Raw genomic sequence first — 23,204 nt, 5'->3', positions numbered from 1 at the left:
CCTTGGCGCGGATGCTGGCCAGCACCTCCAGCCCATCCTTGCCTGGCAGACCCAGATCGAGTAGAACCAGGTCATAGTGCTGGCAACCCAGTGTCGTGAGGGCGGTCTGCCCGTCCTTCACCCAGTCGGTGGCATAGGACGCATCCTTCAATGAGCCCTGGATCGCTTCGCCTATCATGGGATCGTCTTCGACCAACAATACCCGCATTCCCCCTCCTCTTGAAATTATTGTGGCCGCATTACGGCAACATCGAGACAAGAACCTTATCTTTTAGTCTGATGTGGTGATATATGGCAGCTAGTGCATGAATGCCTGCCAACCATATGATGACATCACCAAGCAGTTTGTGAATCTCGCCCCAATCTGCAAGGTTGGAAAAATAGGAATTCCCAACAAAGGGGAACACGTTAATTCGCATTCCGCCTAGTAACGTCAAAGGATGAGATTCGCTTCCCAGAGCCAGTAGCGCAGAAATAGGCAGCAAAAGAAGTAAAGCCCACAGCGCAAAATGCACCAATCGGGAAAGGCCAAACATCCATGCCGACATCTGATGTCGCGGAGCACCCGGACGTACCGCAACCCAAATCAAGCGCAATAATGTGAGCACAAATACGGCGACACCCAAAGATTCATGCCACACGATGTCATTTCGTGTGGCTGGATCGACTCCACCATCAACTATTCGCCCGAAGTCGCCAGGCCCTAACACGAATGCTGTGACAACAATTCCGGCCGTAATCCAATGAAATGCTTTGCTTAATTTGTCATATTGATCAGGACTATTTCTCATGGCATTGTTTCCTCCATATTGGCTGGGATGACCGTATTTTCAATGTGCGGTCTTAGCCGCCCGCTGCTTGAACAGCAGGACTGCGATGACCATGAAGGCCAGCAGTGCGGCCGAGGCCGAATAGCGGCTCAGCGCCAAGCCGCCAGCGCTCAGCGGCTTGTCCAGAAAGTCGCCGACCACGGCTCCCAGCGGGCGGGTCAGGATGAACGCCGCCCAGAACAGCAGCGTGCGGGACACGCCCGTCCAGTAGTAGGCTGCCACAACCAGGGCAAGCAACCCACTGAACACGACGGCCGCACCGGTGTAGCCCAGGCCCGCCGTATCCGCCATCCAGTCACCCAACGCCGTGCCCAGCGTCTGCGAGAACATGATCGTCAGCCAGTAGAAGGCTTCCGCCTTGGGTGAGCTGACGGTGCTCACTGATACGGAACCGAGGGTGCGATGCCAGACGAAGAGCGAGACGAGCAACAAGGCCAGCAGCAGGCTCGAACCGCCAGCGTACCCGATTCCGAGCGAACGATCCGCAAAGTCGGCCAACGTCGTGCCGACCGTGGTGGTGGCGATGATGGTGGTCCAGTACAGGAAGGGGTGGAAGCCCTTGGCCTTGACCTGCGCGACGACGGCAGCCAGGAAGATCACCGCGAAGATGCCGGTGCCGACCAGATAACCCAGGTTCATGGACATCGAGACGGCATCGCCGCCTGTTTCGCCAAGCGTGGTTGCGGCAATCTTGATGAGCCAAAAGCCCAGCGTGACTTCGGGCACCTTGGCCAGAGCGTATTCAGTGGATGTTTTCATGGGGCACGCTCACGGGTCAGGCTTTACCTTCGAGCGTGTCGAAGGTTTTCAGCAGAGCACCCATCGCAGCCTTGCAGTCAGCTTGGCTTGGCGTATCGGCGCGCAACGCCGACAACGCCTTGTCGATGGCCTTATCGAGCACATGCCAATCGTCGGCAGCGCGCGGTTTCAGTCCGGCCTCGGCCGAATCCCAGGCCACCTCCAAATCCTTGATGCGGGTCTTGGCGGCGGGCAGATCACCCTTGTCTACGATGGTGGCCACGTCAGTGGCGATGCTGCGAAAAGCGGTCAAGTCGCCCAGCTTGGAAGCGGCTTGGCTCAGCGATACCGTGCTGGCATTGGCAGACGGTGCAGAGGCGGTGCTCGCGCGGCCTTGGTCGGCAGGCTTGGAGCAGCCGGTGGACAGGGCCACGAGCGCCACCGCCGATACGGTGGCGACAAGGCGAGCGATAGAGTGCTTATTGGGCATGATTTCTCCTTGAAAATTGGGAAGAGGGTTACTCGGCGGCCTGGGCGGAGCGGCCTGCGTTCATGCCGATCTGCGCAACGGCCACCAGCATGACGATGACTGAGAGGAACAAGGCGCTGGTCCACATGGCCCCCATTCCGAGGCCACCGTAAGTCTTGGCTTGCGTCAGCAGGTCGCCGAGCGCAGCGCCGAAGGGACGGGTCAGGATGTAGCCGATCCAGAAGGTCAGCACGGCGTTGCCGCCCATGCGCCAGGCGGCATAGGTGATGCTGATCAGCGCACCAAAGGCGACAGCTCCCCAGGTAAAGCCCAGACCCAGCGCCTCGGTCGCCAGATCACCGGCAGCGGTGCCCAGCGCAAATGTGCAGAGGATGGCTGACCAATAGAACAGCTCCCGGCGGCGCGTCACGATGTCGTGGATGGACAGGGTACGTTCGACTCGATACCAGACAAAGAAGATCGCGGCGAGCGTGACGGCGAACGCCGAAGTGCTGATGTACAAGCTGACGCCCAGGCCGTCGGTCAACAGGTCGGTGATCTGGGTACCGACCACGCTGACCAACACAACCGTGAGCCAGTAAATCCAAGGGGTGTAGCGACGGGTACGCAGCTGCATGAACAGGGCGATTGCCAGCAGCGCACCCATGACGGTGCGCGTCAAGCCCTGGCCAAAGCCCGCGTTGACCGCCAGGAAGTCGGCCCCTGTCTCGCCCACCGTCGTGGACATGATCTTGATGATCCAGAACGACAGCGTGACTTCCGGGACTTTGTTGAGCCAGTCGCTTGCTCTGACCGTGGGCAAATTGTTCATGGTGTTTTCCTGGCGAAGTAAAAGAGATTGCAGTCAGTTTGACCCGGCAGACTTAGCCTACCCATAGGCTCACTCGCGCACCCATCCCAGCGTGATCAGCTTGCCGAACAACAAGAAATGGATACGGGTCGCCAGTCGGTAGATTGGCCCCAGATACCAGCGTGCTTCGTGCAACGTCAGCACGGCACTGAGCGATGCGACCGCGATGGCACCAAGCATGTCCAGCGGAAAGTGAACCCCCAGGTAGATGCGTGACCAGGCGATGGGGAGGCCAAACAGCGCCAAAGCGACGCCAGCCCTTCGCAGTCCTCGCTGTAGCAGAAAGCTGACGGCAACCGACCACCACAGCGTCAGGTGATCGCTGGGAAATGACGAGTCGGCAACATGGGGAATGAGCGTATGACCCAGCCCGATCATGAAAGGCCGGGGATGCGACCAAGCCAGGCCGATGATTTGGTTGGTCAGCAGCCCAAGCAGGCCGGATGCGGTAGCGACCAGCAGCGCTTTGCGGGTGTTCACATTGCCGCGCAGCCAGCCGATGCCGATCAGAATCGGGACGGCCCAGATGAGCCATTCCGCAAAGAAGGTGGCCAGCGTCACCACCAGAGCATTCGGGTGTTCAGGCGCGTTGAGCCACAGGAAGAATGTTTGGTTGAGATGTTCCATGAAGTCTCCGGGCCGGATCACGGCGTCATACGCGATCCGGCCACACTGGCAGGCGGTCAGTCTTGCTTGTCGTGGTCGTCATCGTGATCCGCCTTGTCCTCGGCAGACGAGATGACGGTGCCCTTGTCGGCATCGACCCGGACATCGAAGACCTTGGCCCCGCTGACAACTTCCACGTCATAGACCCAGCCTTGCTTCGAGTTTTCGTACTCGGCGCGCGATGCCTTGCCATTGGCGTGCTGCTCGGCAACGGTGACGGCCTGGTTAAGCGGAATCTTGGCCTTGGTGATCGCCAAGGCGTCGTTTTCCATGCCACCCTTGGCGGCGTAGGCAACAGCGCCAGTCGTAGCAATGGCGATGGCCAGCAGGGAAAGTTTGGTGTAGCGGTACATGATGCTTCTCCAGAAGAGTGCAGGGATTTGCACGGTGGAGAAGTTACGCAGGCAGACTTAGCTGCTACTGAGCTGAGCCGTCGCCGTTATCGTCGGAGATTGCTGGCAATGGCTTAGCGTGCTTTATTTTCCGTTTTCTGAAACGACCCGATTGGCTTCGTTTGTTTCGCTCTTGCACTGGCCTTAGGCACCGCGGTCCCCAGTACCGAGGCTCGACATATGCTGGATGTCGGCCAAGGCCCTGAGCTTGGCTCAGGCCTCCTCTTGCTGGCTCCGAACGCTGGTCATCCCCGCTGCCTCTGCGAGATGGCGATGGCTGCCGGCCTGTTCCAAGGTTTGGCGACATGATCACCGTGCCGCTCCGATCACTGTTCGTGATCTCGGCCGACCTGCGGCGGCGGTGTCACCTCAACCCTGAATCGGAAATGGAGGTGATTCAGATGTGGTAGATCGACCCAGAAAAGCAAATGCAATCAATCTAATCCATGCGAAGGAGAATGATCATGCGCAAGCTGTTGATACCCTTGTTACTGGCTGTCTCACTGTCCGCTTTGGCCGCCGGCGAGCGGGTCACGGCACAGACCATTGAGCTCAAGGATGGTGGCAAAGTCTTTGTGAAAAAGGACGGGACGATGGTTCATATCGACGCCGCCGGCAATCGCGTCAAGATGCGGAACGGTGTGACGATGGAAGCCAAGGACGGAGCCAAGTACGTGATGAAGAACGATGCCCTGTGGAAGACAATCACCGAAAAGGGAACGCTGAACCCGAAGTTCTGAGGTGGTGGCGGATGGTCTTCGGACCATTCGCTTCAACTCGCGTTCAGAGGCCCTTGAAGACGTCCCGGTGCATCTTGATCGTGGCGGCGGAAGCGCGCTTCTTAGTGTGGTTCTTGGCCATGTCTTCCGCCCACAGGCTGGTCTCGAAACCGAGCTTTTCGTAGAAGCAGAGAACTGCGTCGTCGTTGTCCGCATCGACGACGATCAATCGCGCAGCAGACAAGCCCGCTGTATTGAGAATGTCACCGAGGAGGAGTGCCATCAAGGCGCCGCCCACTCCCCTGCGTTGCAGATCCTGATGGACCGCAAGTCGCCCGATCTTGACGGCGGGAAAGGCAGCAAGTTCGATGTGCTCACCGAACCCCAATTCGAACTTCTCGGAGTCGTTGAGCTTGATCGCGTCGTTGGCGAGCGTGAAGTAGCCGACTGGACCTTCGAACTGCTGATGGAAGACCACGTTGGTGAAGCCCAGTCTGGTTTCATGCAAGGCCCGCGCCTGTGTGGTCAGGAACTCGTCCAGCCGAGGCTTTCCGCAGGTGAATGCCCCAAGGGTCGCGGGCTCCACCTCCGTGATCGGGAGGTAGCCATAGCCCTCTTCAGGCAGCATCAGCCGGGGGCAGCGCGATCCGGTACTTGTCGAGGAAGTGGGCTTCTTTGGCGCGCCGAGCCGCAGCGGCCAGATGTACCGCGCGCTCCTGAACAGCCTGAGTCGGCCGGACAGACTCCACGGACACGACAAGCCGCTTCTTCGCCTTGAGGGACGAAGCGTGTTTCTTCATAAGAAGGCTGCGGGCAGAGTGTTTCATGGTAAGGGCACAGTACGTAAGAACGCCTTCCACGCGGCGGGAAGGCACTCGGATACTAGATCAAAAAAGAGAATGTATCCACTGGATATATCCGGCAGATAGCGCACTCCGCTCATGAAGCCACAGTGTGGTGGTTCAGTATGAGCCGCGGTCCCGGACAGTAATGTGCGGCAGGAAGGCCTCCTGCAGTACCTGACGTATTGAAGCGCAGGTCCGTCGGTCATCGTCCATGAGGTTCATGTAGAGCTCGGCGGTCAGTTCGATCAGGTAGGTGTGTTCCCGAAGATGGGCTTCCCGATCAGGGCTCGCACAGGCCTTGAGCCAGCGCTCCTCTAACGCGTAGCTGCGATACGCGCAGTCGATGAACTGGGCAAACAAGGCCGTGACCGTCTCGGCGTCTCCCGAATCCGTCGCCTGGAGCGTTTGCAGTCCGAGGGCCTTCAGGCGACGACTCGTCGCTTCAAGCAAAAGGTCGTTTGATGAAGAGAATGCATCTGAGCAGATCATGGCCGTGAGCCTGCAAACGGATCAGTCCGCGCTGTGGGGCGTGACGATCGATGTCGGTATCCACATCTCGAAAATGTTGCTGTCTTCCCCCGTCCGACCCTCGATGTCGCCTTGGTGCGCGCGGAGGATGGAACGGGTGATCGCAAGGCCCAGTCCGGCGCCATCGCCCGAATGGCGGCGCGATGCGTCCACACGGTAGAAGCGATCAAAGAGACGGGACAGGTGTTCTGTCGGGATAGGCTCCCCGGTGTTCTCGACGGCGAGGTGGACGGTTTCGGTGTCGGTGTTGTCGCATATGACGCTGACCGTTACGGTGATGTGCCCACCCGATGGCGTGTAGCGAAGCGCGTTGGATAGAAGGTTGCCGATGGCGCGTCGGAGCATCAGCCGGTCTCCGGTCACCCATCCTGAACCTTCTAGCTTGAGGGCCACGCCGTTCTCTTCGGCCAGGGCCCCGTAAAAATCGAACAGGGCCATGACCTCGTCCGCCAGATCAAAGGTTTCCTGACCTGGCACGATGAGACCATTTTCCGACTTGGCCAGGAACAGCATGTCCGAGATCATGCGCGAGAGGCGTTCGTACTCCTCGGCGTTGGATTCCAGCACTTCCCGGTACTCGCCTGATGTGCGGGTCTTCGAGAGTGCCACCTGGGTTTGCGTCATCAGGTTGCTGACTGGCGTGCGGAGTTCGTGGGCCAGATCGGACGAGAAGTCCGAGAGACGCGTGAAGGACTCCTCCAGCCGGGCCAGCATGTCGTTGAGGGATTCGGCCAACTCGGCCAGTTCGACCGGCACGGTGTCCACTGGCAGGCGCTGGTCAAGATGCTGGGCGCTCACTTCCGTTGCCCTCCGTCTCATCTCGCGCAGAGGTGCCAAGCCTCGGCGGGCGACGAACCAGCCGAGCAGACCGGTTGCGGCCGTGCCGCCCACGATGACGAGCCACAGTGTCCTCATGAACGAGTCCATGAAATTGCGGTGATGGGAGATATCTGTCGCCACTGCGACAACGGCCGGCGGCCACGACGGCACCCCGGTCGGCACCTCGGCCGCAATGCCCCGGAAAGGCATTTGTCCATCCACTTGCCAGACGTAGGGGTGATTGACCCCGGCCGTCTTGACACGATCCAGCAGCGGTTGAGGGAAAGGCGCGCCTTCGGTCGCAAACAGGGTGCGCCCATCCGGTCCCTTGAGTGCGACGACCAGGCCGTGATGTCCGATCAGTGAGTCATCCATCTGCTGGGGAATGGCCGCCAGGTCCGTGGGTGAGCGGACCTTCGCCATGGCATGGCGAATCAGTTCAAGTTTGCCGGTCAAGGCCTCCATGTCCTGTTCTTCGAAGTGCTGTTCGACGGACTGGGCCACGATCAACCCCAGAACCAGCAACACGGCCGTCGAGGCTGCCGCAAAAAGCAGGGTCAGGCGGAAGGTCAGGGACTTGCGGCGGACGCTCGTGCGCACTATTCGCTCTCCTGTTCTTCCAGCACATAGCCCATGCCCCGCACAGTGCGAATCAGCTTGGGCTCGAAGCCGTCGTCGATCTTGGCGCGAAGGCGGCGCACGGCCACTTCGATCACGTTGGTGTCGCTGTCAAAGTTCATGTCCCATACCTGCGATGCGATCAACGAGCGCGGGAGCACTTCGCCACGTCGTCGTAGCAACAGTTCAAGGAGGGCAAACTCCTTGGCGGTCAGATCAATCCGCCGACCTGCTCGGGTGACACGCCGACGCGGGAGGTCCAGTTCGAGGTCGGCTGCTCGCAAGGCATCGACTTCCTTGTTCTTCACACCACGGCGTAGCAGTGTGCGCACCCGGGCCAGGAGCTCCGAGAAGGCGAAGGGCTTCACGAGGTAATCGTCAGCGCCCAGCTCCAGCCCCTTGACCCGGTCATCAACGCTGTCTTTGGCGGTCAGAAACAAGATCGGCATCTCCTTGCCAGCCTTGCGCAGGGCCTGCAGGACGCGCCAGCCATCGAGTCCCGGCAACATCACGTCGAGCACGATGAGATCGTAGGCTTCGTTCATTCCACAATGCAGTCCGTCCATGCCATCCCGGACCAAATCCACATTGAAGCCGGCCTCGACCAGCCCTTGCTTGAGGTAGTCCCCGGTTTTAGGTTCGTCCTCGACGATCAGTATTTTCATGGTCTTCCTCGCTTCCTGCTCATACGGCTGGCGCTAGTGTGGCGCAACGCACTTCCGTTTTTCCCAAGATTACAAAGATGTAATTCGTGGGTCAGTCTCCTGTCGGTTTTTGCGCCGCACACTGCTCGCCATGGGAACGCCAGATTCCCAGCCTACCTTTTGACCCCATGGAGAAGACCGATGCGATCCTATTTGCTCGGGCTATCGGCGCTGGCCATGATGAACAGCGTCTGGGCGGCTACGCCGCCTTTGCTGGAGACGAGCTCCAGCCCGTCCCCGTATGTGTCCTCCCTGTCGGATTACCACGCCTGGTCGGAACCGCCGGTCGGGCCGTGGCGCGCCGCCAATGAATCGGTCCAGCGCGGAATGGATGCACATGCAGCCCCCTCTACGCCTGACCAGCCCGCTGAGGCTCGTGAAGCCCGTGAGGCTTTGCAGAAAAAGGGCGATGCGGCGCCGACGCCGCCGGCCATGCCGCCTGCCGGCCATCATCATTAGGAGGCCGCCATGCGCTCATACCTATCCGTACGCCCCCTGGGGCTGATCAAGACCCTGACCGTGCTGGTGCTCGGCACGCTGACCCTCAGCGGCTGTGCCAGCTTTTCTGCGGACGGAGGCTTCGGCACGGTCCGGGATACGACCCGTGCCCGAATCGGCGCCGATGCCCGCTGGGCCAGAGACGATGCGGACCGCAAGGAGGTCGATGCCCGCGTCGCCGAATTGCTGACCAAGCCGCTGACGGTGGAGGACGCGGTTCAGGTCGCCATCTATAACAACCGCGGGCTGCGCGCGTCGTTCTACGAGCTTGGCATCAGCGAAGCTGAAATGGTCCAGGCCGGGCGGCTGCCCAACCCCCATTTCTCCATGCTGCGTGCCAGTCGAGCCGAGAATGGTGTGCGCGAGTTCAAGATCGAACAGGTACTGACCTTCAACCTGTTTGCGCTGATCACGATGCCCATGGCCGTTGAGGTCGAGAAGCGGAATTTCGCCCAGACCCAGCGCATGACGGCGCTGGAGGTTGCCCGGGTGGCCTCGGAGACGCGCAAAGCCTACTTCGGTGCGATCGCCGCGGAGGAGTCGGTGCGTTACCTCCGGAAAGTCAGGCAAGCTGCAGAAGCGGGTGCCGGACTGGCTCGCAAGATGGCCGAGGTCGGTAATTTCAATCGCTTGCAGCAGGCGCGTGAGCAAGGCTTCTATGCCTCAGCCGCTCTCGATCTGGCTCGCGCAGAGCAAGCCCATATCGCGGCGCGGGAACGCTTGACCAAGCTGCTCGGTCTGCCGTCGCCACAGTCGATTCAGCTCCCCGAGCGCCTGCCGGATCTGCCCAAGGCACCCGACGAACAGCCGGCCGTTGAACAGACCGCGCTTGATCAGCGGCTGGATCTCCAGGCCGTCCGTCTCGAAACGGAAGCGCTGGCCAAGAACCTTGGCCTTACCCAGGCCACGCGCTTCATCAACGTGCTGGAGTTCGGTCCGGCGCGCGTCCTGGAGGGGACGCGGGACAGTGGCTACAAACGCGGCTACGAAGTGAGTTTCGAGCTCCCGCTCTTCGATTTTGGCGGCAGCAAGGTCGCCAAGGCCGAAGCCATCTATGGGCAAGCAATCGAACGCGCGGCCGAGGCGGCAATCAATGCCCGTTCGGAAGTACGCGAAGCCTACTCGGCATACCGCAGCAGCTTCGATATCGCCAAGCACTACCGGGACGAAATCGTACCGCTCAACAAACGGATCGCCGAAGAGAACCTGCTGCGCTACAACGGCATGCTGATCGGGGTGTTCGATCTGCTGGCCGACGCCCGTTCCCAGATCACCAGCGTGAACAGCTACATCGAGTCCTTGCGTGACTACTGGATCGCCCAAAGCGATCTGCAGATGGCCCTGATCGGTAAGCCGTCCCTGGCTCCTGCCGCACGCACCGCACCGGCCAGCACCGGCCGTCCGGATCACTGAACCAAAAGGACATCCGATGACATCACGTCGCGCATTCATCCAAAGTCTGGGACTGACCGGAGGTGCCGTTGCCGCGGCTTCGGTAAGTCCGGTGGCCATGGCCGCCTTGCCGGAACTGATCACGAAGAATGATCCGAACACGGCACCGCCACATCTTCCCCGCGGCGTCACTGGCGCAGGCCGGCCCTACAACCCGGTGGTCACCCTCAATGGTTGGACCCTGCCATGGCGCATGAACAAGGGGGTCAAGGAGTTTCACCTGGTGGCTGAACCGGTTGTGCGCGAAATCGCGCCCGGGATGAATGCCCACCTGTGGGGTTACAACGGACAAAGCCCCGGCCCCACCATTGAAGTGGTCGAAGGCGATCGGGTCCGCATTTTCGTCACCAACCGCCTGCCCGAGCACACCACCATCCATTGGCACGGACAGCGCCTGCCCAATGGAATGGATGGTGTCGGTGGGCTCACCCAGCCTCAGATCCCACCGGGCAAGACCTTCGTCTACGAGTTCGTGGCACGCCGCCCGGGTACCTTCATGTATCACCCCCACGCGGATGAGATGACCCAGATGGCGATGGGCATGATGGGCTTCTGGGTCACCCATCCGAAGGAGCGAAATCCGCTCATCGACGAGGTGGACCGGGACTTCTGCTTCCTCTTGAACGCCTACGACATCGATCCGGGTAGCTATACGCCAAAGGTGAATACGATGCTCGACTTCAACTTGTGGACCTTCAACAGCCGGGCCTTCCCGGGCATCGATTCCCTCAACGTGCGCCAGAACGATCGCGTGCGGATCCGCGTGGGCAACCTGACGATGACGAATCATCCGATTCACCTGCATGGCCATGAATTCACGGTGACCGGCACGGATGGTGGCCCGACACCCAAGGGCGGCCGCTGGCCGGAGGTGACGACCGACATTGCTGTCGGGCAAATGCGCCAGGTCGAATTCATTGCCAACGAACCGGGGGACTGGGCGTTCCATTGTCACAAGAGCCACCACACGATGAATGCGATGGGGCATGACGTGCCGACGATGATCGGTGTCGATCACCGGGAGGCCGCCAAGCAGATCACCGATCTCATCCCCGACTACATGGTGATGGGTGAGCGCGGTATGGCTGACATGGGGGAAATGGAAATGCCGCTGCCGGACAACACGCTTCCGATGATGACGGGCCAAGGCCCGCATGGCGCCGTCGAGATGGGCGGCATGTTCACCATCCTGAAGGTCCGTGCCGAGCAGAAGGCCGGCGATTACTCGGATCCCGGCTGGTACAAGCAACCGCCTGGGACGCGTGCTTACGAATGGACTGGGCCCGCTGCCGAGCCTCCACGTGCCAGCAGCCAGGGAGGACAGTCCATGCCGGCACAAGGCAAGCCTGCTGCAACGGAAGTTCAGGTTCGAAAGCCAGGCCCGCACGCCGGACACTGAATCGCGGTCACGATAACGAGAACTGAGGAGCCCCATCATGAAAAAAACGCTGATTACTGTCGTGGCGCTGGCTGCTGTGAGTGCAGCATCGGGCGCCATCGCCCTGTACGCCGGCGCCATCAACATTGCGGCCGATGAGCCGCATCACCCACTGACCTACCGTTTGCTGGAATTTGCCCGGGAGCGCTCCATCGCCGTTCGGGCCGGAGACATCAAGCCGCCGATCGATCTGGCGAATCCGGAACGCGTCCGCCGCGGCTCCGGCAACTACGACGCGATGTGCGTGGGCTGCCATTTGTCTCCGGGTGCGGAAGACTCGGAGATTCGCAAGGGGCTGTATCCGACGCCACCCAAACTGGCCGACAAGCCGGCGGCGCTGCTCGATCCTCAATTTGCCGAGGCGCGCCAGTTCTGGATCATCAAGCACGGGATCAAGGCGTCGGGTATGCCGGCCTGGTCCAAGGGCGGGATGGAGGATGAGGCGATCTGGGATCTAGTCGCGTTCGTTCAGAAGCTCCCTGGGCTGACTGCCGCCGATTACACGAGGCTGGTGGCGTCCAGCGAGGGACACAGTCATGGTGGGCTCGATGGGCATCACGATAGGCACGCGCATGACGACGACCATGGGGATCATGATCACAGCGACGATGCCGGCCATCATAACGATGAGGCCGCCTCGGTGTCGCCCCAGGAGAAAAAGGGCCATACCCATCCGCCCGGCTTCAAGCATAGCCACTGACGCCGTCCCAGATTACTGAAATGTAATTTTTGGGACAGCTTCCCGTCGGGTTGCGCTTGTCAGAATGAGCCATCCCAATCACCAAAGGACGGATCATGAAACTGCAAACGCTGATCTTGTCGTCCGTACTGAGCCTGATGGCCGGCTCGGCGCTGGCCGCGGTGCAGGTCGATGTGTACAAGAGCCCGTATTGCGGGTGCTGCGGAAAATGGATTGAACACCTGCGTGCCCAGGGCTTCGAGGTGACAGCGCACGATGTGACGGACGTCCCGGGCCAGCGCAAGAAGCTCGGTATGCCCGAAGCCTATGGTTCGTGCCACACCGCCAAGGTCGGCAACTATCTCATCGAGGGGCATGTCCCGGCCGCCGATGTCCAGCGCCTGCTGAAAGAGAAGCCCAAGGCCATCGGGTTGGCCGTCCCCTCAATGCCGCCAGGCTCACCGGGCATGGAAAGCGCCAGGCCCATGCCCTACGAGACGCTGCTTGTGCGTGCCGATGGCTCCAGCCGCGTGTTTGCCCGCCACTGATTATTCATTTGCGTTCATCTGGATCAAATCATGAAAACCACCCTTGGAATCGTCCTTGCCGCCCTTGTCGGCACCGTGAGCCTGCCGGCCCTTGCGGACAACGAAACGCCCGACGCGGCGGCCCACAACCATGCTGGGCACGGTATGGCTGCATCTCAAATGACCGAAGGTCTTGTGAAGAAGGTCGATAAGTCGGCCGGCAAACTCACTTTGTCTCACGGGCCGCTGCCCAATGGCATGCCTGGGATGACCATGGTGTTTCGCGTCAAGGATCCGGCCTGGCTGGATCAGGTGAAGGCCGGGGACACCATCCACTTCATGGCCGAGCAGATCAACGGTGCTATGACCGTCGTGCACTTGCAGCGCGACTAAGTTGCTTCGCGATGTCGGAAGCGCGGGGAAGCACCCGCCTTCCAGGCGTCACCGTCCAGGGAGTGGAACATGAGAATACGAGGCAGGCGGATGCGGTGTGCCGCCATCGCGTTGTTGGGCGCATTCAGTTGGGTAGCTCAGGCACAGGAGGCCCCGATCGGCGCCGACGTGGACTCGCTACTGAACTATGCCCGCAGTCGCAACCCTGACTACGCGGCGATGCGGTTTGAAGCGGACGCCGCCACAGAGCGCATCGTGCCTGCCGGGGCACTGCCCGACCCGAAGTTCCGTACCGAACTGCGCGACATCACGCGCATGGGCGAACAGAATCCAGCGCTGCTGCCGGCCCAGGTCGGCAGCACGCGCTACCTGCTGATGCAGGACGTGCCCTGGCTGGGCAAGCGGGACCTCAAGCGGGAGATCGCTGAACTCGATGCCCGCGGCGCCGAAGGGCGTGCCAGCGGCACCTGGGCGGAACTGGCCGCGCGCATCAAGACTGCCTATTCCCAACTCCAGTACGTCTATCGCAACGAGCAGCTGACTCGCGAAATCCTCGATCTGATGGTCCGTCTCGAGAAGATCGCCCAGGTGCGCTACGCCGGCGGCCTGGCCGCTCAGCAGGACGTGATCCGCGCCCAGGTCGAGCAGACCAGCATGAAAAATGAGTTGGTCGCCCTGCAGAACGAACGTCGGCAACTGCAGGCGCGCCTGAACGCGCTTCTTGCAAGGCCGACGTCTTCGCCCTTGGCAGCCCCGGAACGCCTGCGGACACTACCCGCGCCCGCTCAGCTCGATCCGACGACCCTGGAAGAGCGGGCCAGGACAAGGAACCCGCAGATCTTCGCGGACGAAGCCCGCATTCGCTCGGCGGAGAAGAGTCGCGAACTCACTTACAAGAACCGTTACCCGGATTTCACGCTGGGCATTTCGCCGATCCAGTACCAGGGCGCGGTGCGTGAATGGGAATTGATGGTGGAACTGAACCTGCCGCTACAGCAGGGCAGCCGCCGGGCCCAGGAGCGGGAGTCCGAGGCCATGCTGTCCGCCGCCAAAGCGCGCCGGGATGCGACCGCCAATCAGGTTCTGGGCGATCTGGCCGAAAACCTGTCCGGTTTCGATGCGGCTCGCCGGACCGAGAGCCTGGCCTCAACGAGCCTCTTGCCGCAATCCGAACTTACTTTCAAGGCGGCCTTGGCCGGCTATGAGACCGGCAAGGTGGACTTCGCCACGCTGCTCGACGCCCAGCGGCAGATTCGCCAAGCCCGGCAATCCCAAATCAAGGCCCAGGCCGAGGCACAGATCCGCCTGGCCGACATCGAACGCATTCTCGGAGAAGACCTATGAAAACAGGCGCAGGCATTGCGGTCGGCCTTGCTGTTGCGTTGGCTGCCGGTGGCGGCTACTGGTTGGGCCAGCGCCCGTCGGCAAATCATGAGCATGCTGCGAGCCCGGTCGCGGCGGCACCGGTAGAAGGCGCAAAGAAGGAGCGCAAGCTGCTGTACTACCGTAACCCGATGGGCCTACCGGATACCTCGCCGACGCCCAAGAAGGACCCGATGGGGATGGACTACATCCCGGTCTATGAAGGCGAGGCGGACGAGACGCCCGCAGCAGCCAAATGGATCAAGATCAGTACCGAGAAAGTGCAAAAGCTTGGTGTGCGTACCGAGGTCGCCGAACTGCGTTCTCTGGACCGCACGGTACGTGCCGCCGGCCGCATTGAGATCGATGAGCGGCGCAGTTTCGCCATCGCCCCGAAGTTCGAGGGCTACGTCGAGCGCCTGCACGTAAACGTGACCGGCCAGCCAGTCGCCAAGGGACAGCCGCTGTTCGAGGTCTACAGTCCGGAGCTGGTCTCTGCCCAACGGGAATACGCCATCGCCGCCCAGGGCGTCGAAGCGCTGAAGGGCGCCGGCAGCGAGGCGCAGAGCGGCATGAAGCAGCTCGCCGAATCCAGCCTGCTGCGCCTGCGCAACTGGGACATCTCGGAAGAACAGATCCGCGCCCTCGCCAAGTCGGGCGCCACCAAGCGCACGCTGACCTTCCGCTCGCCGGTGGCCGGTATCGTCACCGAGAAAAAGGCTTTGCAAGGGATGCGCTTCATGCCCGGCGACACCTTGTACCAGGTCGCCGACCTGTCGTCGGTATGGATCGTCGCCGACGTCTTCGAGCAGGACATCGGCCTGGTGCGTAGCGGCAGCCTCGCCAAGGTGCGCATCAATGCCTATCCGGACAAGGTCTTCGAGGGCAAGGTGAGCTATGTCTATCCGACCTTGAATGCGGAAACGCGGACCGTGCCCGTCCGCGTGGAGCTCGCTAACCCGGGGCAACTCCTGAAACCCGCGATGTTTGCGCAGGTAGAAGTGCCGGTGGAGGGCAAGGGCCAGGTCGTGACCGTGCCCAACTCGGCGGTGATTGATAGCGGCACTCGCCAGATCGTCCTCGTCGCGCACGGCGAAGGCCGTTTCGAGCCGCGGGACGTGAAGCTGGGTGGTCGTAGCGAGAACCATATCGAAGTGATGGATGGCGTCAAGGCCGGCGAAAAGGTGGTTGTCGCCGCCAACTTCCTGATCGATGCGGAAAGCAACCTGAAAGCCGCGGTCGGTGGCTTTGGTCATTCGGGCCATGGTGGAGCACCGAAGTCCGGAAAGGACGGCGAGAAGCCTGCGGCGGCGCCCCAAGCGGCCGGGCACCGGGCTGAAGGCACGGTGGGCAGTGTCGATGCCAAGGACGGGACGGTCAGCCTGAGTCACGGCCCGGTCGCCAGCCTCAAGTGGCCGGCGATGACCATGGAGTTCAAGGTGGCCAATCCCTCGCTGCTCCAGGCCTTGAAGCCGGGCGTTAAGGTGGATGTTGAATTCGTCGAGCGCCAGCCCGGCGAATGGGTCATCACCTCGGCAACCCCTGCCGGCAAGGCGGCCCCTTCGGCGCCGGCTGCCAATCCCCACGCAGGCCACTGACACAGGATCCATCATGCTGGCCCAAATCATCGACTGGTCGGGCCGGAACCGCTTTCTGGTTCTGCTCGCCACACTGTTCATTCTCGCGGCTGGGGTGTTTGCGGTGCTGCGTACGCCCATCGACGCGCTGCCCGACCTCTCCGACGTGCAGGTCATCGTCTACACCGAATACCCCGGCCAGGCGCCGCAGGTGGTCGAGGACCAGGTCACCTACCCGCTCACCACGGCCATGCTGTCGGTGCCCAAGTCGAAGGTGGTGCGGGGTTTCTCCTTCTTCGGTGCGTCCTTCGTCTACATCATTTTTGAAGACGGCACCGACATTTACTGGGCCCGCTCACGGGTCCTCGAATACCTCAACTTCGCCGCGGGCCGCATGCCCAAGGGCGTGACACCCCAGATCGGCCCGGACGCCACCGGCGTCGGCTGGGTCTATCAATACGCGCTGATCGCCAAGGAGAAGACCCTTGCCGAGCTGCGTACGATCCAGGACTGGTATCTGCGCTACCAGCTGGCCAAGGCCCACGGCGTCGCCGAGGTGGCCTCCATCGGCGGCTTCGTGCAAACCTACCAGGTCACCGTCGATCCGGTGAAGCTGCGCGCCTACGGCATTCCGTTGATGAAGGTCGCCCAGGTGATCCGCGACTCCAACCGGGACGTCGGCGGCCGCGTGGTGGAGATGGCCGAGACCGAGTACATGGTGCGCGGCAAGGGCTACCTGCGCGGCAAGGCGGACATTGAACGGCTGGTGGTGAAGGCTGACAAGGGCACGCCGGTGCTGGTCCGCGACATCGCCCGCGTCGAGCTGGCGCCGGACGAACGCCGCGGCCTCACCGAGCTGAACGGCGACGGCGAGGTGGTGGCCGGCATCGCCATGGCCCGCTACGGACAGAACGCGCTGGAGGTCATCCACAACCTGAAGGACAAGATCGCCGAGATCGGGCCCGGCCTGCCGGAAGGCGTGTCGGTGCAGACCGTCTATGACCGCTCCGAGCTGATCCACCGGGCCATCGAGACCCTGAAGGGCACGCTGATCGAGGAGTCGATCATCGTGGCGCTAGTCTGCGTGGTCTTCCTGCTCCATGTGCGCAGCGCGCTGGTGGCGATCCTGATGTTGCCGGTGGGCGTGCTGATGGCCTTCATCGCGATGCGCCTGCTGGGCATGAACTCCAACCTGATGAGCCTGGGTGGCATCGCCATTGCGATCGGCGCAATGATCGACGCCGCCATCGTGATGATCGAGAACGCCCACAAGCACCTGGAGCGCCTGCCGGACGGCCACACCACGGCCGAACGTTTCGAAGCCATGCTGGCCGCCTGCAAGGAGGTCGGCCCGGCGCTGTTCTTCTCGCTCTTGATCATCACCGTCTCCTTCCTGCCGGTGTTCACGCTGGAAGGCCAGGAAGGCCGCCTGTTCTCGCCGCTGGCCTACACCAAGACCTTCTCGATGGCCGGCGCCGCGTTCCTGTCCGTCACCTTGGTGCCGGTGCTGATGCTGCTGTTCATCCGCGGCAAGATCATGCCGGAAGCCAAGAACCCGGTGAACCGGGTCCTGATCTGGCTGTACCGGCCGATCATCGCCGCGGTGATGCGCTGGAAGAAGTTGACCATCGTGCTGGCCGTGCTGGCCTTGGGCGTGTCGATCTATCCAGCTTCGCGTCTCGGCTCGGAGTTCATGCCGACCTTGAACGAAGGCACCTTGCTCTACATGCCAGCCTCTCTGCCGGGCATGTCCATCACCAAGGCTGCCGAGCTCATGCAGACCCAGGACAAGATCATCAAGAGCTTCCCCGAGGTCGAGTCGGTGTTCGGCAAGGCCGGCCGCGCCAACACCGCGACCGACCCGGCCCCGGTCGAAATGTTCGAGACCGTCATCAACCTCAAGCCCCTGTCCGAATGGCGGCCGGGCATGACGACCGACAAGCTGATATCGGAAATGGACAAGGCCCTGCAGTTCCCCGGTGTCGCCAATGCCTGGACGATGCCGATCAAGGCCCGCACCGACATGCTGTCCACCGGCATCCGCACGCCGATCGGCATCAAGGTCTTCGGCAAGGATCTCGCTGAAATGGAGAAGCTGGCCAAAGAGATCGAGGCCGTCGTGAAGACCGTGCCCGGCACCACCAGCGCCTTCGCCGAGCGCATCACTGGGGGCTTCTACCTCAACATCGAGCCCGACCGGGAACAGCTGGCCCGCTACGGTCTCGCCGTCGGCGACCTGCAGGATGTGATCGGTAGTGCGCTCGGCGGCGAGATGGTCACCACCACCGTCGAAGGGCGCGAGCGCTTTGGCGTGACCGTACGCTACCCGCGCGAGCTGCGCTCCGATCCCCAGCAGATCGCCAGCCAGGTGCTGGTGCCGACGATGGGGGGCACGATGGTGCCGCTGGGGCAGTTGGCGAAGGTCTCGGTCGCAAAAGGTACGCCGGGTATTCGCACTGAGAATGCCTTGTTGTCGGCCTATATCTTCGTGGATATCCGGGACCGGGATATCGGTGGCTACGTGGCCGACGCGAAGAAGGCTGTCGCCGCGCAAATCAAGTTCCCACCGGGCTACTACGTGACCTGGAGCGGCCAGTTCGAGTTCATGGAGCGTGCCATCGAGAAGATGAAGATCGTCATCCCGATCACGCTGCTGACGATCTTCCTGCTGCTCTATCTGAACTTCCGGCGCATCACCGAAACCTTGATCGTCATGCTGTCGGTGCCTTTCGCGCTGGTCGGTGGCGTGTGGCTGATGTGGCTGCTCGGCTACAACCTGTCCGTCGCGGTGGCGGTCGGCTTCATCGCGTTGGCTGGCGTGGCGGCGGAGACCGGTGTGGTGATGCTGATCTACCTGGATCACGCCTGGGAAGCGCTCAAGGCCCGCTGCCGCGAGGAAGGCCGCGCACCCCACGTGGGCGACCTGTACGAGGCGGTGATGGAAGGCGCCGTCGAGCGCGTCCGCCCGAAAATGATGACGGTCGTCGCGATCATGGCCGGCCTCTTGCCGATCATGTGGGGCACTGGCACCGGCTCGGAAGTGATGAGCCGCATCGCCGCACCGATGGTCGGCGGGATGATTTCCTCCACCGTCCTGACCCTCGCCGTGATCCCGGCCATCTACGCGCTGGTCAAGCAATGGCGGCTGGGACGTGGGCTGGAGGGGTAGCCATAAACAAGGAGGCTCAGATGAACGCGCGCACGCAAACCCAACGGGACCCAGTGTGCGGCATGACGGTGAGTGATGGCGCTCACACCACGGTCTACCATGGGGTGACCTTCCATTTCTGCTCGGCCCAGTGCCTGGCGCACTTTCTGGAGGCACCGGCCTTATTCGCCGGTGCAGTCCGCGGGGAGGATATTCGGGCCATGCCCAAGCGCCGCCTGTTGCGCATCGCGACGGGTGCAGCCCTTGACGAGACCTGCCGCCGACTCCAGGCAATGATGGGGGTGAGCGCGATTCGGGCCGAGGCGGATCGGCTGCACATCGACTATGACCTGCGCCGGGTGTCCCTTTCCCAGATCGAAGCCGAAATACAGGCGGCGGGCATCGTCCTGAAAGGTGGCCTACACGCACTGCGCCGTAGCCTGTGGCGCTTCACCGAGCACAATGAACTGCAGAACGCGGCCCGCACCGGGCCCCAGGCTTGCTGCAACCGGCCGCCCACGCCGCGCTGAGTGTGTCCTTCACTTTAGGAGGCCGTGATGATCGACTCCCGTGAATCGTCTCAAACTGGAACGGATGCCCAGGCCCACGTTCATCACCGCCGCGGTCGATGGATGTGGTGGCTGTTTGCCGCGATGGCCCTGTTCTACCTGTTGGCGGAACACCGTGCCCATCTGTTCGGCGTTCTGCCCTATCTGCTGGTGCTGGCCTGTCCCCTGATGCACCGCTTCATGCATGGGCACCATGGCCACAGGCATGACCATGTGGCCGAAGACAAGGGAGATCACCATGAACAGCCATGACGGTGATTATGGATTGTGGACGCTGGTCGTCATCAATTCGCTCTTCTTCATCCTGTTTGCCGCGAGCTACTTCAAGCCGAAGAGCAAACAGGACTGGCGCACGCTGGGCCTGTTCTCGGCGTTTGTCGTCGCGCTGTTTACCGAGATGTATGGTTTTCCGCTGACCATCTACCTGCTCTCCGGGTGGCTCACGGAACATTTCCCAGGGATCAACTGGCTCTCCCATGATGCGGGGCATCTGCCGGAAATGATTTTCGGGTGGAAGGCCAATCCCCACTTCGGTCCTTTCCACATTCTGTCCAGCCTCTTCATCATCGGCGGTTTCTGGCTGCTCGCCGACGCCTGGCCTGTGCTCTACGAGGCCCAAAGGACGGGGAGACTGGCGACCACGGGGCCATATGGGCGCATCCGCCATCCCCAGTACGTCGCCTTCATCCTGATCATGATCGGCTTTCTGTTTCAGTGGCCGACTCTGCTGACGCTGATTCTCTTTCCCGTCTTGCTCGTGACCTATGTCCGTCTTGCCAAGCGGGAGGAATCACAGGCGCTGGAGACTTTCGGCGATGCGTATCGCGACTACATGCGCAGAACCCCCGGATGGTGGCCGGCTTTCAAGGAGCGTCGGTCCCCCAACTGAATTCGACGCACACACATAAGGAGCTGCCATGACCTCCGCCGCTTCCGGGCATCGTCACGACCATGCCCACTCTCATTCCCCCTCCGGTCCCCACGCTACGGGGCCGGAGACAGCGACAGATCCCGTCTGCGGAATGAAGGTCAAACCCGAGTCGGCCTTTCAGAGCGAATTTGCGGGCGCGACCTACCGGTTCTGCAGCAGTCACTGCAAAGCCCAGTTCGATTCCGATCCACCGCGCTACGTCCAGCCGCAGGTTTCGGCGCCGAAGGCGGATCCCGACGCGGAATACACCTGCCCGATGCACCCGGAAGTCCGCCAGATCGGTCCCGGCAACTGTCCGAAATGCGGCATGGCGCTCGAACCGGTGATGCCGGAACTGGCGGCTGAAGACGATACCGGCGAATACCGGGATTTCCGGCGCCGCTTCTGGTCGAGCCTGCCGCTCACCCTGGTCGTGGTCGTGCTGGCGATGGCGGGACATCAACTGACCGATCTATCGCCCGCCTTGCGCAGCAGCCTGGAGATGGCACTCAGCATTCCCGTCGTCCTGTGGGCCGGCTGGCCTTTCTTCGTGCGCGGTGCGCAATCGATGCTCCATCGCAGTCCGAATATGTGGACGTTGATCAGCCTCGGCACCGGCGCGGCCTTTCTCTACAGTGTCGTCGCCACGCTGGCGCCTGGACTTTTCCCGGAGTCCTTCATGGTCCACGGTCGGATCGGCGTTTACTTCGAAGCGGCGGTCGTCATCATCTCGCTCACGCTGCTGGGGCAGATGCTGGAGCTGCGTGCCCGCTCGCAGACATCGGCGGCGATCAAGTCCCTGCTGGGCCTGGCTCCGAAGACCGCCAGACGCATCCGGGCCGATGGCAGCGAGGAGGACATTCCCCTCAACCACGTCCATGTGGGTGATCTGCTGAGAGTCCGACCGGGCGAGAAAGTCCCGGTGGATGGCGTGGTGGTCGAAGGCGGCAGTGCGGTTGATGAGTCGATGCTCACCGGTGAGCCGCTGCCGGTCAGCAAGCGCGTGGCGGACACGGTGATCGGTGCGACGCTGAACACCTCGGGCAGTCTCGTCATTCGCTCGGAGAAGGTCGGTGCCCAGACCATGCTGGCACAGATCGTCCAGATGGTGGCGCAGGCCCAGCGCTCCCGTGCGCCGATGCAGCGGCTGGCTGACAGTGTGGCCGGCTACTTCGTGCTGGCCGTCGTCACCATCGCCGTTGTCAGCTTCTTCGCCTGGGGGCTGCTCGGTGGTGAGCAAGGTTGGGTCTTCGGGCTCATCAGTGCGGTGTCGGTACTGATCATCGCGTGTCCTTGCGCCCTCGGTTTGGCGACGCCGATGTCGATCATGGTGGCCACGGGCAGAGCCGCCACCCAGGGCATCCTGTTCCGGGATGCAGCGGCCATCGAGCATCTGCGCCGGATCGACACGCTGATCGTCGACAAGACCGGCACGCTGACCGAAGGGCGTCCCGCCTTCGAGCGGGCCATCGCTTTGCAAGGCATGGGCGAGGACGAGATCCTTCGCCTTGCGGCCAGCCTCGACCAGGGCAGCGAGCACCCGCTGGCCGATGCCATCGTGCGAGCGGCCCGCGAGCGGGGACTGACGCTCGATAAGGTCGATGCGTTCGAGTCATCGAGCGGCATCGGCGTCCAGGGTATCGTGGGAGGCCGTCGCCTGGCACTTGGCAATGCGGCGTTGATGGCACAGGAGGGCGTGGCGCTCAACTCCACCGCCGAGCTCAATCCACTTCGCCAACGGGGAGCCAGCGTGATCCATCTTGCACGCGACGGGCATTTAATCGGACTGCTGGCCATTTCCGACCCGATCAAGGCGAGTACACCGGAAGCCCTGGCGAACCTGCGGGCCGCCGGACTGCGCGTGGTGATGGCGACCGGTGACGGTTTCACCACCGCACGCGCAGTGGGGCAGCAGCTTGGGATCGACGAAGTCTACGGAGAGGTCAAGCCGGCCGACAAGCTCGCCCTGGTGGAAAGACTGCAGCAGGAAGGACATGTCGTGGCGATGGCCGGCGACGGTATCAACGACGCACCAGCCCTCGCCAAGGCGGATGTCGGCATCGCCATGGGGACCGGCACCGATGTGGCCATGAACAGTGCGCAGCTCACCCTCGTCAAAGGCGACCTGCGCGGCATTGCCCGTGCCCGTGCGCTCTCCGCGGCCACGGTCCGCAACATGAGGCAGAACCTCGCCTTCGCATTTCTCTACAACGCCTTGGGTGTTCCCATCGCCGCGGGCGTGCTCTATCCGGCCTATGGGCTGGTGCTCTCGCCGATGATCGCGGCGCTGGCGATGAGCTTGTCGTCGGTCAGCGTGGTGGGCAATGCCCTGCGCCTCCGCAACGCGGAAACGGGCTCCCAGCCTTCCTGACATTTCGAGGACAGGGATGTAATGCTTGAGTCACGCCGACGTCAGCCGGCCGGTTTCACACTGATCCTGCACATTCACACG

At 62.2% G+C, this 23,204-nt stretch carries 26 protein-coding genes; 14 read left to right on the top strand and 12 right to left on the bottom strand.

Features of this window, described 5'->3' with window-relative positions:
• The 7 genes from ACE3RX_RS21165 to ACE3RX_RS21135 form a co-directional block, all read right to left on the bottom strand.
• Positions 1-208 (bottom strand): response regulator (locus ACE3RX_RS21165; protein WP_374486951.1); only part of this gene is annotated, 208 nt, incomplete at its 3' end.
• Between the two features lie 31 nt (positions 209-239).
• Positions 240-791, bottom strand: coding sequence for a cytochrome b (locus ACE3RX_RS21160; RefSeq protein ID WP_374486950.1), 552 nt, complete (start codon positions 789-791; stop codon positions 240-242).
• 39 nt (positions 792-830) lie between these two features.
• Entirely contained in the window at positions 831-1,589 is a 759-nt protein-coding gene (locus ACE3RX_RS21155; protein WP_295084435.1) for a hypothetical protein, read from the bottom strand.
• Positions 1,590-1,605: 16 nt separating this feature from the next.
• Positions 1,606-2,058 carry a hypothetical protein gene (locus ACE3RX_RS21150; protein WP_374486949.1) on the bottom strand — a complete coding sequence of 151 codons (453 nt, stop codon included), beginning with the start codon at positions 2,056-2,058 and terminating at the stop codon, positions 1,606-1,608.
• Positions 2,059-2,086: 28 nt separating this feature from the next.
• On the bottom strand, positions 2,087-2,869 hold the full coding sequence (locus tag ACE3RX_RS21145; RefSeq protein ID WP_374486948.1) for a hypothetical protein: 783 nt from the start codon (positions 2,867-2,869) through the stop codon (positions 2,087-2,089).
• A gap of 69 nt (positions 2,870-2,938) precedes the next feature.
• Positions 2,939-3,535 (bottom strand): undecaprenyl-diphosphatase, encoded by a 597-nt coding sequence (locus ACE3RX_RS21140; protein ID WP_374486947.1) that lies wholly within the window; start codon positions 3,533-3,535, stop codon positions 2,939-2,941.
• Between the two features lie 56 nt (positions 3,536-3,591).
• Positions 3,592-3,927, bottom strand: a complete 336-nt coding sequence (locus ACE3RX_RS21135; RefSeq protein WP_374486946.1) for a PepSY domain-containing protein — start codon at positions 3,925-3,927, stop codon at positions 3,592-3,594.
• A gap of 503 nt (positions 3,928-4,430) precedes the next feature.
• Between ACE3RX_RS21135 and ACE3RX_RS21130 the strand changes: the two genes are divergently transcribed.
• Positions 4,431-4,706, top strand: coding sequence for a CopK family periplasmic copper-binding protein (locus tag ACE3RX_RS21130; RefSeq protein ID WP_374486945.1), 276 nt, complete (start codon positions 4,431-4,433; stop codon positions 4,704-4,706).
• Positions 4,707-4,749: 43 nt separating this feature from the next.
• On the opposite strand, the gene ACE3RX_RS21125 is transcribed toward ACE3RX_RS21130, so the two are convergent.
• The 5 genes from ACE3RX_RS21125 to ACE3RX_RS21105 all read right to left on the bottom strand — a co-directional run bounded on the left by ACE3RX_RS21125 (position 4,750) and on the right by ACE3RX_RS21105 (position 8,160).
• Entirely contained in the window at positions 4,750-5,193 is a 444-nt protein-coding gene (locus ACE3RX_RS21125; RefSeq protein WP_374486944.1) for a GNAT family N-acetyltransferase, read from the bottom strand.
• Positions 5,194-5,302: 109 nt separating this feature from the next.
• On the bottom strand, positions 5,303-5,485 hold the full coding sequence (locus ACE3RX_RS21120; protein ID WP_079436208.1) for a hypothetical protein: 183 nt from the start codon (positions 5,483-5,485) through the stop codon (positions 5,303-5,305).
• 162 nt (positions 5,486-5,647) lie between these two features.
• Complete coding sequence (locus tag ACE3RX_RS21115; protein ID WP_139379559.1) at positions 5,648-6,019, bottom strand: hypothetical protein; 372 nt, start codon at positions 6,017-6,019, stop codon at positions 5,648-5,650.
• 21 nt (positions 6,020-6,040) lie between these two features.
• Positions 6,041-7,477: a heavy metal sensor histidine kinase gene (locus ACE3RX_RS21110; protein WP_374486943.1), complete on the bottom strand. Its 1,437-nt coding sequence runs from the start codon at positions 7,475-7,477 to the stop codon at positions 6,041-6,043.
• A complete protein-coding gene (locus ACE3RX_RS21105) occupies positions 7,477-8,160 on the bottom strand; it encodes a heavy metal response regulator transcription factor (RefSeq protein WP_374486942.1) in 684 nt (227 codons plus the stop codon). The genes ACE3RX_RS21110 and ACE3RX_RS21105 overlap by 1 nt, the downstream gene beginning before the upstream one ends.
• Positions 8,161-8,340: 180 nt before the next feature.
• Between ACE3RX_RS21105 and ACE3RX_RS21100 the strand changes: the two genes are divergently transcribed.
• The 13 genes from ACE3RX_RS21100 to ACE3RX_RS21040 all read left to right on the top strand — a co-directional run bounded on the left by ACE3RX_RS21100 (position 8,341) and on the right by ACE3RX_RS21040 (position 23,123).
• A complete protein-coding gene (locus ACE3RX_RS21100) occupies positions 8,341-8,658 on the top strand; it encodes a hypothetical protein (protein WP_374486940.1) in 318 nt (105 codons plus the stop codon).
• 9 nt (positions 8,659-8,667) lie between these two features.
• Positions 8,668-10,110 (top strand): TolC family protein, encoded by a 1,443-nt coding sequence (locus tag ACE3RX_RS21095; protein WP_374486939.1) that lies wholly within the window; start codon positions 8,668-8,670, stop codon positions 10,108-10,110.
• A 16-nt stretch (positions 10,111-10,126) separates the two neighbouring features.
• Complete coding sequence (locus tag ACE3RX_RS21090; protein ID WP_374486938.1) at positions 10,127-11,548, top strand: multicopper oxidase family protein; 1,422 nt, start codon at positions 10,127-10,129, stop codon at positions 11,546-11,548.
• 37 nt (positions 11,549-11,585) lie between these two features.
• Positions 11,586-12,287, top strand: coding sequence for a cytochrome c (locus tag ACE3RX_RS21085; RefSeq protein ID WP_374486937.1), 702 nt, complete (start codon positions 11,586-11,588; stop codon positions 12,285-12,287).
• Positions 12,288-12,382: 95 nt separating this feature from the next.
• Positions 12,383-12,814: a DUF411 domain-containing protein gene (locus ACE3RX_RS21080; protein ID WP_079436198.1), complete on the top strand. Its 432-nt coding sequence runs from the start codon at positions 12,383-12,385 to the stop codon at positions 12,812-12,814.
• A 30-nt stretch (positions 12,815-12,844) separates the two neighbouring features.
• On the top strand, positions 12,845-13,186 hold the full coding sequence (locus ACE3RX_RS21075) for a copper-binding protein (RefSeq protein ID WP_079436196.1): 342 nt from the start codon (positions 12,845-12,847) through the stop codon (positions 13,184-13,186).
• A 168-nt stretch (positions 13,187-13,354) separates the two neighbouring features.
• Positions 13,355-14,530 (top strand): TolC family protein, encoded by a 1,176-nt coding sequence (locus tag ACE3RX_RS21070; RefSeq protein WP_254050987.1) that lies wholly within the window; start codon positions 13,355-13,357, stop codon positions 14,528-14,530.
• Positions 14,527-16,146: an efflux RND transporter periplasmic adaptor subunit gene (locus tag ACE3RX_RS21065; protein ID WP_374486936.1), complete on the top strand. Its 1,620-nt coding sequence runs from the start codon at positions 14,527-14,529 to the stop codon at positions 16,144-16,146. Before ACE3RX_RS21070 ends, ACE3RX_RS21065 begins: the two co-directional genes overlap by 4 nt.
• 13 nt (positions 16,147-16,159) lie before the next feature.
• Positions 16,160-19,294 carry an efflux RND transporter permease subunit gene (locus ACE3RX_RS21060; RefSeq protein WP_079436191.1) on the top strand — a complete coding sequence of 1,045 codons (3,135 nt, stop codon included), beginning with the start codon at positions 16,160-16,162 and terminating at the stop codon, positions 19,292-19,294.
• Positions 19,295-19,314: 20 nt separating this feature from the next.
• Positions 19,315-19,803, top strand: a complete 489-nt coding sequence (locus tag ACE3RX_RS21055; RefSeq protein WP_374486935.1) for a YHS domain-containing protein — start codon at positions 19,315-19,317, stop codon at positions 19,801-19,803.
• Positions 19,804-19,905: 102 nt separating this feature from the next.
• Entirely contained in the window at positions 19,906-20,094 is a 189-nt protein-coding gene (locus ACE3RX_RS21050) for a DUF2933 domain-containing protein (RefSeq protein ID WP_374486952.1), read from the top strand.
• Entirely contained in the window at positions 20,081-20,731 is a 651-nt protein-coding gene (locus ACE3RX_RS21045) for an isoprenylcysteine carboxylmethyltransferase family protein (protein WP_374486934.1), read from the top strand. The genes ACE3RX_RS21050 and ACE3RX_RS21045 overlap by 14 nt, the downstream gene beginning before the upstream one ends.
• A 28-nt stretch (positions 20,732-20,759) precedes the next feature.
• Complete coding sequence (locus ACE3RX_RS21040; RefSeq protein WP_374486933.1) at positions 20,760-23,123, top strand: heavy metal translocating P-type ATPase; 2,364 nt, start codon at positions 20,760-20,762, stop codon at positions 23,121-23,123.
• Positions 23,124-23,204 lie beyond the last annotated feature (81 nt).

The sequence above is a fragment of the Zoogloea sp. genome (assembly GCF_041914405.1).
Classification (GTDB): domain Bacteria; phylum Pseudomonadota; class Gammaproteobacteria; order Burkholderiales; family Rhodocyclaceae; genus Zoogloea.
This window is presented reverse-complemented; position numbering and strand designations above follow the sequence as displayed.

What these genes read in the sequence shown, in the direction of transcription:
- ACE3RX_RS21160 (WP_374486950.1), bottom strand. Translation starts at nt 791, where the DNA reads ATGAGAAATAGTCCTGATCAATATGACAAATTAAGCAAAGCATTTCAT.
- ACE3RX_RS21155 (WP_295084435.1), bottom strand. Translation starts at nt 1,589, where the DNA reads ATGAAAACATCCACTGAATACGCTCTGGCCAAGGTGCCCGAAGTCACG.
- ACE3RX_RS21150 (WP_374486949.1), bottom strand. Translation starts at nt 2,058, where the DNA reads ATGCCCAATAAGCACTCTATCGCTCGCCTTGTCGCCACCGTATCGGCG.
- ACE3RX_RS21145 (WP_374486948.1), bottom strand. Translation starts at nt 2,869, where the DNA reads ATGAACAATTTGCCCACGGTCAGAGCAAGCGACTGGCTCAACAAAGTC.
- ACE3RX_RS21140 (WP_374486947.1), bottom strand. Translation starts at nt 3,535, where the DNA reads ATGGAACATCTCAACCAAACATTCTTCCTGTGGCTCAACGCGCCTGAA.
- ACE3RX_RS21135 (WP_374486946.1), bottom strand. Translation starts at nt 3,927, where the DNA reads ATGTACCGCTACACCAAACTTTCCCTGCTGGCCATCGCCATTGCTACG.
- ACE3RX_RS21130 (WP_374486945.1), top strand. Translation starts at nt 4,431, where the DNA reads ATGCGCAAGCTGTTGATACCCTTGTTACTGGCTGTCTCACTGTCCGCT.
- ACE3RX_RS21120 (WP_079436208.1), bottom strand. Translation starts at nt 5,485, where the DNA reads ATGAAGAAACACGCTTCGTCCCTCAAGGCGAAGAAGCGGCTTGTCGTG.
- ACE3RX_RS21115 (WP_139379559.1), bottom strand. Translation starts at nt 6,019, where the DNA reads ATGATCTGCTCAGATGCATTCTCTTCATCAAACGACCTTTTGCTTGAA.
- ACE3RX_RS21105 (WP_374486942.1), bottom strand. Translation starts at nt 8,160, where the DNA reads ATGAAAATACTGATCGTCGAGGACGAACCTAAAACCGGGGACTACCTC.
- ACE3RX_RS21100 (WP_374486940.1), top strand. Translation starts at nt 8,341, where the DNA reads ATGCGATCCTATTTGCTCGGGCTATCGGCGCTGGCCATGATGAACAGC.
- ACE3RX_RS21095 (WP_374486939.1), top strand. Translation starts at nt 8,668, where the DNA reads ATGCGCTCATACCTATCCGTACGCCCCCTGGGGCTGATCAAGACCCTG.
- ACE3RX_RS21090 (WP_374486938.1), top strand. Translation starts at nt 10,127, where the DNA reads ATGACATCACGTCGCGCATTCATCCAAAGTCTGGGACTGACCGGAGGT.
- ACE3RX_RS21085 (WP_374486937.1), top strand. Translation starts at nt 11,586, where the DNA reads ATGAAAAAAACGCTGATTACTGTCGTGGCGCTGGCTGCTGTGAGTGCA.
- ACE3RX_RS21080 (WP_079436198.1), top strand. Translation starts at nt 12,383, where the DNA reads ATGAAACTGCAAACGCTGATCTTGTCGTCCGTACTGAGCCTGATGGCC.
- ACE3RX_RS21075 (WP_079436196.1), top strand. Translation starts at nt 12,845, where the DNA reads ATGAAAACCACCCTTGGAATCGTCCTTGCCGCCCTTGTCGGCACCGTG.
- ACE3RX_RS21065 (WP_374486936.1), top strand. Translation starts at nt 14,527, where the DNA reads ATGAAAACAGGCGCAGGCATTGCGGTCGGCCTTGCTGTTGCGTTGGCT.
- ACE3RX_RS21060 (WP_079436191.1), top strand. Translation starts at nt 16,160, where the DNA reads ATGCTGGCCCAAATCATCGACTGGTCGGGCCGGAACCGCTTTCTGGTT.
- ACE3RX_RS21055 (WP_374486935.1), top strand. Translation starts at nt 19,315, where the DNA reads ATGAACGCGCGCACGCAAACCCAACGGGACCCAGTGTGCGGCATGACG.
- ACE3RX_RS21050 (WP_374486952.1), top strand. Translation starts at nt 19,906, where the DNA reads ATGTGGTGGCTGTTTGCCGCGATGGCCCTGTTCTACCTGTTGGCGGAA.
- ACE3RX_RS21045 (WP_374486934.1), top strand. Translation starts at nt 20,081, where the DNA reads ATGAACAGCCATGACGGTGATTATGGATTGTGGACGCTGGTCGTCATC.
- ACE3RX_RS21040 (WP_374486933.1), top strand. Translation starts at nt 20,760, where the DNA reads ATGACCTCCGCCGCTTCCGGGCATCGTCACGACCATGCCCACTCTCAT.